The following is an 11,298-nucleotide window of genomic DNA, read 5'->3' as shown; positions in this document are numbered from 1 at the left end:
ATGCCAAATACGAAACCCTGCGCTACACCAAGCCTAGCCAGTGCAAAGACTGTCCGTTTTCCGATTCTGGCTGCCAAAAGGTGTTTAAAATCCGGATCCAAACGGATTTGCGAAAGCACGCCTACCCCGCAAGAGGTAGCGAGAGCTTTACGAAACTGTACAACAAGCGAACGGCCGTGGAACGAGTTTTTGCGTACCTCAAAGAGTATTTTGGCATGAAACGTACACGTCACCGCGGTGTCCGGGCAGGTGTGGATTTCCAGCTCAGTACACTGGCCTACAATTTGAGTAAGTTTGCGCTAGACAAGTTGAACAAGCAGTTAAACAGTTTCCAGAAAGTAGCCTGATTTTTTTAAAAAACGATCTCAAAAATTTTGGCCCAGTCTTGCTACTCAACAAACTGAATTATGAAATTGACTCCTTTGTACACTTAAAAAGATGAAAAAGTTCTATTTTCTCCAAAATGGCCCTCTTTAGTTGCACAGAGTGCAGTTATTCTGAGAATAACGCCAAAAATCGCTATTTTAGTTGCACAGAGTGCAGTTATCCTGAGTGTGTGGCGTAGGATAATGATGTACAGGGGAGCACTGACCAGGCTAAGTGGAAATTCGCCACCTATTTCTGGTCTAGCTGCCGGATATGAGGATGCTAAATGGAAAAACGCCACTTAATTCCACAGTTTCCCCGTCAAAATGGGGTTACTGTAAAATTTAGATGTCCTTTTCCACCTAATCATCGTAAATGGCGATAAACGGCCGGATTAAGTGGCGAAAATCCATCTAAGCAGGTTGAACTTAGAAATGTAAGTTAAATGAGGAGCAGTGGAGAGGGATGGGGAACTGGCGAATTGGGAGCGTCAGTCCCCCAACTTTCCTGCCTCACCGATTGACTAACGTATGACCTGCCCCTATGATGATAAATAATATAAAACATCGCAGAGCGCATACCGTACAGCGTATAGAGGGAGAGAGACAGCATGTCTATGGAGATTGAACTCAAATTCCTGCTGCCGGAATATCCGGAGCAGCTGATTGAGGGCGGAGAGCTCAAAGTAATTACACGGCACAGCATTGACCAGACGTATCTGGCGATTGAGGACGGGCAGGAGCTGCGGGTGCGCAAAATTACCGATCTTGATTCGGGCGAGGTTACGTTTACGCATACGTTCAAGGACGGAAAGGGCATCAGCCGCAAGGAGATTGAATATGACATCTCGGAAGGCCTGTATAATCAGATGATCGATGCCGTCAAGGCCATTCCCCTGGTCAAAACACGCACCACAGCCGTATGGAACGGCATCACCGTAGAGATCGACGTCTACACCCAGCTTCAGCTCACAGTAATTGAAGTGGAGTTCGACTCACTGGAGGAAGCGGAGAGCTTTAACGCCCCGGAATGGTTCGGAGAAGACGTAAGCACAGAGAAAAAATACAGCAACAAAACCGTCTGGAAAGAGCTGCAGAAGAAGTAGGGCGGCAACCGTATTTTTTCAAAATATCAGAAAGTATAAGTCAGGGGACTTATACAGGTCTGAAATTTCTCGCAGAAACGGGTGTCGCCTTCCCTTAAGGACGACGAAGCCGTTTCTACTTGCAAAAGTTGACACAGAAGTAACGGACTTTAACGCTTAAACGTGTTAATATATAGGGTAGTTCTGTATAGAGTGATTAAAGAGGGGTCCAGGAGGATGAGACAGGTATGGAGTATATAAGCACAAGAGGAAAAGTGGATGCTAGAGGCTTTATTGATACAGTTCTGATGGGACTGGCGGATGACGGCGGACTGATGGTGCCGGTTCAGATTCCGGTTATTTCTGCGGATAAGCTGGAGGAATGGCGCAAGCTCAGCTTCCAGGAGCTGTTTCTGGAGATTTTCTCCTACTATACCAATGATGAGATTCCTTATAATGACCTCAAAGAAATGGTCTACACCAGCTATGGCAATTTCCGTGCGCCGGAAGTGACGCCTCTCCATAAAGTGAATGATTCCCTGTACGTGCTGGAGCTGTTCCACGGGCCGACGTTTGCGTTCAAGGATGTGGCGCTGCAGTTCATGGGTGAGCTGTATTCCTACATTGCCAAGGTACGCGGTGAAATTATCCATATTCTCGGGGCAACCTCGGGCGATACCGGTGCGGCGGCCATTCAGGGCGTGCGCGGCAAAGAAGGCATCAAAATCTGTATTCTGCATCCGCATAATAAAGTAAGTAAGGTGCAGGAGCTGCAGATGACCACTGTGGACGACAGCAACGTGCTGAATTTGTCTGTGGAGGGCAACTTTGATGACTGCCAGAAGGTGATTAAAGAGCTGTTCGCCGATCTGGACTTCAAAGGGAAATACCATCTGCGGGCGATTAACTCCATTAACTTCGTGCGTATTCTGGCCCAGACGGTTTATTACTTCTATGCTTACCTGCAGATTGAGAACAGCGGTGACAAGAAGATTAATATCAGCGTGCCTTCAGGCAACTTCGGCAACATTTTCTCCGGCTTCCTGGCCAAAAAGATGGGCCTGCCCATTAACAAGCTGATCATCGCCACCAACGAAAACAATATCCTCGAGCGTTTCGTTCTGACCGGCGAATACAAACCAGGCGAATTTACAAGCACCTACAGCCCTTCGATGGATATTCAGGTGGCGAGCAATTTTGAGCGGTATCTGTATTATCTGCTGGATGAGGATGCAGTCAAGCTGTCGGAGTATATGGCAGGGCTTGCGGCGGACGGCAAAATTACAGTGGACGGTGAGCTGTTCACTCGGGTCCAGGCTGATTTCGCGGCGCTTGGCGCGAAGAATCAGCAGTGTCTGGACATCATCACCAAATATAAGCAGGAGTACAGCTATCTGCTTGATCCGCATACGGCCTGCGGAATTGCCGCCTATGAGGCGTTCAGCGGCCCGGATGAGACTACTATTACATTCGCTACTGCACATCCTGCCAAATTCAACGAGGCGATTACCCTCACCGGCATCAAGCAGGAATTTCCGCCGCAGATTTCCGCGTTGTTCGATATACCGCAGCATATGACGGTTGTGGAGCATGACAAGACGGAGATTGTGCGCGAGCTGCAGGATTTTTTCGGATAAAAAGATAACAGGTGTAAGCAAGGTCCGTTCTTGAAAAAAGAGCGGGCTTTTTGCTGTTGGCGTTATTGCTGAATATCAATGGGAATGCCGGACATTCTGCTGACAGCCGCTTTTTTACAGACTATTGACAGGCAATTACCGGGCCGGATGCTCCAGTTCTCCAGGTGCATTTTTTCACATAAAAAATCTAGCGGAAATTGTCGGAAATTACCCTTCAAAAAGTGGACATCCCTGACATGGAATGAGAAAATAGCATTTATAGATTAAAAAGACAAAGGACGGGATCACTCATGACAATTCGTTTCGGGGTCGTTGGCACCAACTGGATTACAGACCGTTTTATTCAGGCTGGACTTGAAAATGAGGATTTTATTCTGACTGCGGTGTATTCCCGTACAGAGGAAAAAGGTCAGGCTTTTGCCGCTAAATATGCGGGGGCTGCGATTTATACGAATCTGGAGGATATGGTGTCCAGCCCGGAAGTGGACGCTGTGTACATAGCCAGTCCTAACTCCATGCACGCCGAGCAGGCGATCATCTGCATGAATCACGGCAAGCATGTCTTGTGTGAGAAGCCTGCTGCTTCCAACAGCAAGGAGCTGAAGCTTATGATTGAAGCTGCCCGGGCTAATGATGTGCTGCTGATGGAAGCGATGAAGTCGACGATGATGCCTAACTTCACCGTAATTAAAGATAATCTCTATAAGCTTGGCACAGTGCGGCGTTATTTCGCCAGCTATTGTCAATACTCATCCAGATACGACGCGTACCTCCAGGGGACTGTGCTGAATGCGTTCAACCCGGAATATTCTAACGGCTCGCTGATGGATCTGGGCATATACTGTCTGTATCCGATGGTGGCGCTGTTCGGCAAACCGGATGCGGTCAAGGCGACCGGCTACATGCTGTCCTCCGGGGTAGATGGCGAAGGCAGCATGGTCATGAGCTACCCAGATATGGATGCCGTTGTGATGCACTCCAAAATTACCGACTCCTACCTGCCTGCTGAAATTCAGGGGGAGAACGGGACGATGGTCATCGATAAAATCAACCAGCCGTATCAGGTCAAAATCCATTACCGCGACGGAACGGTAGAGGAGCTTACTGTACCTCAGGTATACGAAGCGATGTATTATGAGGCGCATGAATTCACCCAGCTGCTGAAAAACGGCCAGCGCGAGAGCAGCATCAACAGCCATGAAAGTTCGCTGGCGGTAGCGGAAGTTATGGAGGAAGCCAGACGCCAGATCGGCCTGCGTTATGCATCGGATTTATAGTGAAATGGGGAGCAGCACTTGAAGACATTTAAAAAGGTATACATCGAGATTACAAGCGTCTGCAATCTGGCCTGCAGCTTTTGCCCGCCGACGGAGCGGACGAAAAACTTTATGAAGCTGGACACCTTCAACAAAATCCTGGATGAGATCAAGCCGCACAGCAATCATATCTATCTTCATGTTAAGGGAGAGCCGCTGCTGCATCCGAAGATCGGCGAGCTGCTGGATGCTGCACATGCCAAAGGCTTCAAGGTTAATATTACGACTAACGGAACGCTGATTCATAAGGCCGGGCCCAAGATTATCGGCAAGCCGGCGCTGCGCCAGATGAATTTCTCCCTGCACAGCTTCGACGGGCATGAGGGCTCCGAGAACCGTGAGGGCTATCTGCGGGAGATTATCTCGTTTGTCCGCGAAGCCTCGGCGCAAGGCGTCATTATCTCCTTCCGGCTGTGGAATCTGACGGAGGACAACCAGACGAACGTAACGCGGATGCGCAACCGCGAGACGCTGGCGGTGCTGGAGGAGGCCTTCAATCTGGACTACCGGATTGAAGAGAAGGTGGTTCCCGGCAGCGGCGTCAAGATTGCGCCGCGCGTCTATCTGAACCAGGACCATGAGTTCAGATGGCCGGCCCTGCATGAGCCGGAGGACGACGGCAAAGGCTTTTGCCATGCGCTGCGCAGCCAGGCAGCGGTGCTGGTTGACGGCACGGTGGTACCGTGCTGTCTGGACGGCGAGGGCGTCATCAACCTCGGCAATCTGCATGAGCAGCCGTTCTCCGAGATTATCGAGGGCGAGCGGGCGAATAATCTGTTCTACGGCTTCTCCCGCAGGGAAGCGGTGGAGGAGCTGTGCCGCAAGTGCGGGTACCGCCAGCGGTTCGGGACCTGATAGACGTCTGTCCACAATAAAACCTCTCTTTTAGTGAAATGAAGTGTAAGCTTCCATTTCGCTAAAGAGAGGTTTTTTGGCGTTGATTGCGGACAGGGTACCCGAATCCGGGTATCAGCCTTTGATGATCAGATCGGCCTGGATCAGGATTTTTTCAAAGCTTGTGCCGGGATTAAGAATTCTCCACAGCATCTGGTCGACGGCCCGCATACCAAGCTGGCCCTTATCGACATCAACAGTAGCCAGCAAAGGCAGTGAAGGATAGGTGTTATCAAAGCCGGTGAAGGCCAGATTGGCGGGGACGGGCAGGCCCATGTATTCCAGGGTTTCAATCGCGAACAACGCGTAGGTATCGTTGGCGCATATGAAGATGTCTGGCAGGCCGTGCTCGGTGACTGCAGCGGCGAAGGTCTCCCTGAACTGGTCAATTTCAGGTCCGATCAGGGAAGGGATCTGGCTAAGTCCGATCCCTTTATCCTCCAGTGCTGCACGGAACACCAGAAAGCGCTCGTAGAAGCTCTCGGCATCGCGGATGTTGCCGATAAACTGGAAGCGGGAATACCCCTTTCCGATGGCCAGGCTCATTAGCTCCTTCATGACAGTCAAGTTATCGGTAAAGATGGAATCACTCTTGAAGCCGGGATCGGCGTGATCCACCATCATCACCGGAATCCCAAGGCTTCTGATCTCCAGCAGAATAGGGGTGGAAATCGAGCCGACCGTAATCACACCCATTATGGCTTCGGGATGCAGAAGGGAGAATAGGGAGTCTCCTTTGGGTTCGGTTAAGGTCACTACGTTAATGCCCCGCTGGTCCAGCCGGGAGGAGATGCCGTTAAACACGGGGCCCCAGTATAAGGATTCCGGGTTCTGGTAGCGGACGTTAGGAAACAGAATCACAATGGTCCCGGACCATTTGCGCATATCCAGATCAACCGGTCCGCCCGGAGCTTTTGCCGGCAGAGAGTCCTTGAAATAGCCAAGCTGGCCGGCGGCTTTGAGGATCGTATCCCGGGTTTGGGAGCTGACTCCTGGTTTATTCGATAAGGCCCGTGAAACTGCAAATTTGGATAGTCCTGTGAAGTCTGCTATCGATTGAATCGTTACTTTGCGTCGCATAAAATCATCCTACTCTAGTCAGATTGGTCAGCTTGTCAAAAGGGAGCCGTATTAACAATTCTACATGAAGAAGGCCGGGCTCACACATCTTTTTTTTGGGATAAAAAATAAAAAAGAACAGATTTAAATGAGTAGTAATAAAGAGTTGTTTGGTGGATTTTGTTTTGTTTAATGTTATTTTTGTTATCACTTAATTAATAAAAAGAGGTTAAATCATTCATTAAATTAGGTTTTGATACATAAATTAGAAAATGAAAGCGCGTTAAATCTAAAAAACCATCAAAATAGGATTGACCGTTTGCCTAACGGGTGGTAATATTTGTTATGCAAAATAAAAACAAAATTAATAACAAATGAAAAGGTGGTATGCCGAAAAGAACGGGTTTTCTGCAAAGTTGTTATTTTTTTATACACGTCTGTAAGCGCTTTATTTAAATTACGGGAGGTTATACGAATGAAAAGAGTAAAGGGGTTTTCCGTTTTATTGCTGTGCCTGGTCTTTCTGCTTACAGCCTGCAGCGGCGGGAATAATGCAGCCAACAGTCCCAAAAATAATCCCACCGCAGAGCCGGCTGCAACAGAAGCGGTTGCAGAAGCGACGGCAGAGCCTACGGCAGCACCAGTGGATATGGGCGGGCGCGTTATTAAGGTGGCTGCCTGGTGGGATCTCAAGCCGGCGGGCAATTCAGCCTCCGAGAAGGAGCGGCTGGCCAAGATTGCCGAGGTGGAGAAGAAATACAACTGTAAATTTGAATTCGTGAATGTGCCGTTTGAAGAATATATGCCGAAGTTTACAGCAACTGCGCTTACGGGAGAGCCCTTTGCCGACATCGTGATTATGGAATATAACTCGGCCTGGCCGGCCATTCTCAAGGGGCAGCTGATGAAGGTCAGCGAGTTCACAACGGCTGAATCGAATATTAACAATGAAGCGACACTACTGGTCAAAGCCCCGCAGATCGCCAATGAATACTATGCTTTTGCGGAGCCGGGAACCGGCGGTGCCGGCCTGCATTACAATCGCGACTTATTCAAGAAGCTGGGCCTGCCCGACCTGCAGGAGGTATACGCGAGCGGACAATGGAACTGGGATAAGTTCATCGAAATCGCCAAGCAGGCTACCAAGGATACCGATAATGACGGCAAAATCGACACCTACGGTTTCTCGGGCTGGGCTATCGACATCCTCCGCAATTTCTCTGCAGCCAACGGAGGCAAAATTGTTGACGAGGCGACAGGCACCCAAGGCCTGACCGATCCGAAGGTGATTGAAACTGCTGAATTCATCAACCGCCTCTACAATGTGGAGAATGTCATGAAGGTCAAAGGCACTGACAAAATCGGCTATGACGAGTTCAATACCTTCAAAGACGGCGATGTGGCGATGTTCCCGGCTCCGGTATGGAATCTGGGCGACCTGACGTTTGATTTCGGTGTCGTGCCGTTCCCTAACGGCCCATCGGGATCTCCTGAGGTGACGTATGCGGATAACGGAAAGAATGCCTTCTTTATTCCTAAGGGTGTAAAAGATCCGTCTGCTGTGTATCAGGCGTTCGAGGAAACGTATGACATTACCCAAACCGGCGATTTCCCGAGCCAGGAATGGCTGGAAAGCATCTATGCCCATGAAGAGGATGTAGCAATGCTGCATGACCATATCAATAACACAGGCCAGATTTTGCTGGAAACCGCTTATCCTGATTTCCCTACCTACGGCTTTATGAAGGATATTATCGTAGATAACCAGTCGGTTACTGCGACTGCCGAGAAGTATAAACCGGAAGCAGAGGCTTCCATTGCCAAGCTGGGCAAGTAACAGGAGCGGCCGAGGCCGCTTTTGCGGCGGGGGAGCCTGCGGGCTTCCCCTGCTGCATTCAGGTAAGATTTCACCACAGTATGCCAGCCTTCCCGTACAAGGGGAACTGCGGCTTCTGCTGTAAGGAGGACTTCTGGTGACCGGTAAAACTAGCCGTTTCCAACTGGCCAAGAATATAACGCTTGCCGCTTTAGCCTTGTTGCTTATGCTTCCGGCAGGCTTGAACGTACAGGCAAATGCAAGTGATCAGGGAGTAACGGCAACAAAGAATGTGCAGACGACAGACGCAGCGGGACAAATTCCCGATGATGCAGCCGCTGCAGAAGGAACAGCAGCCTTTAACCAGGATAAGTACGCAGCCTACCTGGCCGGGCATAAGGATGCTGCCAGACCGGAGCAGGAAATTATTATTGAGGCTGCGGATTACAGCCTGGCTGAGGGCAGCGGAATCAGCAAGCTGTCTGATTACGAAGGGATGGCCGGAGAGTCCTTACTCACCGGTGAGTCTGGCAAGGTGGAATGGACGGTCACCGTCGCTGAAGCCGGTCTCTATAATCTGTCCATGCTGTATTATCCGGTTGCAGGCAAAAGCTCGGCAATCGAGCGCGCACTGTACATTGACGGAGAGCTGCCGTTTCGTGAGGCTGCTTTTCTGCAGTTTGACCGCATCTGGGTGAATCAGCTGGATCAGCTGAAAAGAGATAATCAGGGCAATGATCTGAGACCGAGACAGATTGAGCAGCCGCGCTGGAGCGAGAAGCCGTTTCAGGATTCTGACGGGTATGAAAATGAGCCCTTTTTATTTTATTTCTCTAAAGGAATCCATACAGTGGCACTTGAGTCTTCCAGAGAACCGGTTATCATCAGGCAGCTGAAGCTGTACAAGCAGCCTGAGCCGCTGTCCTACGAGGAGCTGAAAAAGCAGCTGGAGGCCGCCGGTGCGCAGCCTGCGGAGAATCAGCTGCTGGTCATTGAAGGGGAGGCAGCGGCCGCGAAATCCTCGCCAACCCTGTATCCGCTCAGTGAGCGTTCGAGCTCTGCGGTTCAACCGTACAGCGCCTCCAAGATCAGAATCAACACCATTGGCGGCTTTAACTGGCGGATACCCGGCCAGTGGATCGAATGGGAAATCGATGTTCCTGAGACCGGGCTATACAAGATGGCCTTTAAAACGCAGCAGAATTTTGTAAGGGGAATTTACTCCACCCGCAAACTGACCATTGATGGTGTGGTGCCGTTTACCGAAATGGCCATGGTCCCTTTCCGCTATAAAAGCGGCTACCGGCTGGATGTGATGGGCGGAGATGAACCCTATCTGTACCATCTTGAAAAAGGCAAGCATGTGGTGCGTCTTGAGGCCAGCCTGGGCGAGTTCGCTCCGCTGATCCGTGAGGTGGAGGAAAGCCTGTACAACCTTAATTCGATGTACCGCAAAATTCTGATGATTACCGGCACGAAGCCGGATGAATACCGCGATTACCAGCTGGATAAGAAGGTGCCGGATATGCTGGAGGTATTCGGGACCGAGCATGACCGGCTGATGGGCGTCGCCAAACGGCTGGTAGAGCTGTCGGGACAGTCCAGCGACCAGGAAGCGCTGCTTAAGACGATGGCGCAGCAGCTTAGCGAGCTGATCGAGGACCCGGATACGATCCCGAGAAGGCTTACCGCCTACAAGACGAATACCGGGGGCCTCGGCACATGGGTCCAGCAGGCCAGAGAGCAGCCGCTGGAGATTGACGCGCTGTATGTGGCTTCACCGGATATGAAGCTTCCGAAGCAGGGAATGGGCCTCGGCTCAAAGATCAAGCATGAGGCGGCGACGTTCCTTGCCTCCTTCTTTACCGATTATAACCAGATCGGCAATGTCTCCGAGGAAGCGGACCAGAAGTCCGTCACCGTATGGATCGGAAGCGGACGGGATCAGGCCAACACGATGAAGGCGATGATCGACGAGACCTTTACGCCGGAGACCGGCATTAACGTGAATCTGAAGCTGGTGAACATGTCCACGCTGCTGCCTGCTACACTGGCCGGCCAAGGGCCGGATGTGGCGATGCAGATCGGCACCGATCTTCCTGTTAACTTTGCCATGCGCAAAGCTGCGGCAGATCTGACGCAGTTCGCAGACTTCAGTGAAGTGGAGGGCCGTTTCCGTGACAGCGCGATGGTGCCGTTCCGGTATGACGGCGGCGCCTATGCCCTGCCGGAGACCCAGACCTTCAACATGCTGTTCTACCGCAAGGATATTCTGGAGGAGCTGCATCTGGAGGTGCCGCAGACCTGGCAGGATGTGTCGACTCTGCTGGCTGTCCTAAGCAAAAATCATATGCAGTTCGGGCTCCCGGTAGTCGTCCAGTCCGCGGTCCAGGGGCAGAATATTCCGCCCAACTCGATGTACGCGGCACTGCTGTTTCAGAACGGCGGGCAGTTCTACCGTGACGGCGGGGAGGAATCGGATCTGGATTCCCGGACCGGCATCGAGACCTTCAAGCAGTGGACGGAGTTTTACACCGACTACAAGCTGGAGCGCGAATATGACTTTGCGAACCGGTTCCGCACCGGGGAGATGCCTTTTGGCATAGCGGATTACACGGTCTATAACCAGCTGTCCGTCTTCGCTCCTGAGATCCGGGGCATGTGGGGCTTTGTGCCGATACCCGGAACCGTGAAGGAGGACGGCACGATCGACCGGACGGTCTCCAGCGGCGGAAGCGGCGTCATCATGATGGAGAAGGCGAACGATAAGGATGCTTCTTGGGCATTCATGAAGTGGTGGACCAGCGAGGAGACGCAAACTGTGTTTGGACGCGAAATGGAAGGCCTGATGGGGGCTGCCGCGCGTTATCCGACCGCCAACATCAAGGCGCTGGACAGTCTGCCCTGGCCTGTTGCCGACTACGATAATCTGAAAGCCCAGTTCGAATGGGCCGAGGGTGTGCCTGAGGTGCCGGGCGGATATTTTACCGGAAGACATTTATTCAATGCCTTCTACAAGACGGTAGTCGGCAATGTGGAGGCCCGGGAATCCATCATGGACTACGTTCAATATATCCAGGATGAGATCAGCACCAAGCGCAAAGAGTTTGGTCTATAGCAGCAAGG

At 51.3% G+C, this 11,298-nt stretch carries 8 protein-coding genes; 7 read left to right on the top strand and 1 reads right to left on the bottom strand.

The features are described 5' to 3' along the window. From BLR64_RS17510 to BLR64_RS17490, 5 genes are all read left to right on the top strand, one after another. A partial coding sequence (locus BLR64_RS17510; protein WP_139172014.1) for a transposase occupies positions 1–347 on the top strand: 347 nt, incomplete at its 5' end. Positions 348–976: 629 nt separating this feature from the next. Next, complete coding sequence (locus tag BLR64_RS17505) at positions 977–1,471, top strand: CYTH domain-containing protein (RefSeq protein WP_090716098.1); 495 nt, start codon at positions 977–979, stop codon at positions 1,469–1,471. 227 nt (positions 1,472–1,698) lie between these two features. Beyond that, on the top strand, positions 1,699–3,087 hold the full coding sequence (gene thrC / locus BLR64_RS17500; RefSeq protein WP_090716096.1) for a threonine synthase: 1,389 nt from the start codon (positions 1,699–1,701) through the stop codon (positions 3,085–3,087). A 290-nt stretch (positions 3,088–3,377) separates the two neighbouring features. After that, positions 3,378–4,364 (top strand): Gfo/Idh/MocA family protein, encoded by a 987-nt coding sequence (locus BLR64_RS17495; RefSeq protein ID WP_090716094.1) that lies wholly within the window; start codon positions 3,378–3,380, stop codon positions 4,362–4,364. Between the two features lie 18 nt (positions 4,365–4,382). Continuing rightward, on the top strand, positions 4,383–5,258 hold the full coding sequence (locus tag BLR64_RS17490) for a radical SAM/SPASM domain-containing protein (RefSeq protein WP_090716093.1): 876 nt from the start codon (positions 4,383–4,385) through the stop codon (positions 5,256–5,258). Between the two features lie 114 nt (positions 5,259–5,372). Here the strand turns inward: BLR64_RS17490 and BLR64_RS17485 are convergent, their stop codons facing one another. Then, entirely contained in the window at positions 5,373–6,377 is a 1,005-nt protein-coding gene (locus tag BLR64_RS17485; RefSeq protein WP_090716091.1) for a LacI family DNA-binding transcriptional regulator, read from the bottom strand. Between the two features lie 454 nt (positions 6,378–6,831). Here BLR64_RS17485 and BLR64_RS17480 point away from each other — a divergent pair, with 454 nt between their 5' ends. Together BLR64_RS17480 and BLR64_RS17475 are read left to right on the top strand one after the other, a co-directional pair. Continuing rightward, the gene (locus BLR64_RS17480; RefSeq protein ID WP_090716089.1) at positions 6,832–8,193 is read left to right on the top strand and encodes an ABC transporter substrate-binding protein; all 1,362 of its coding nucleotides are present in this window, start codon (positions 6,832–6,834) and stop codon (positions 8,191–8,193) included. Between the two features lie 205 nt (positions 8,194–8,398). Then, positions 8,399–11,290: an extracellular solute-binding protein gene (locus BLR64_RS17475; protein ID WP_090716109.1), complete on the top strand. Its 2,892-nt coding sequence runs from the start codon at positions 8,399–8,401 to the stop codon at positions 11,288–11,290. The last annotated feature ends 8 nt before the right edge of the window (positions 11,291–11,298 follow it).

It is taken from the genome of Paenibacillus typhae, from assembly GCF_900099765.1.
GTDB lineage: Bacteria > Bacillota > Bacilli > Paenibacillales > Paenibacillaceae > Paenibacillus_AQ > Paenibacillus_AQ typhae.
This window is presented reverse-complemented; position numbering and strand designations above follow the sequence as displayed.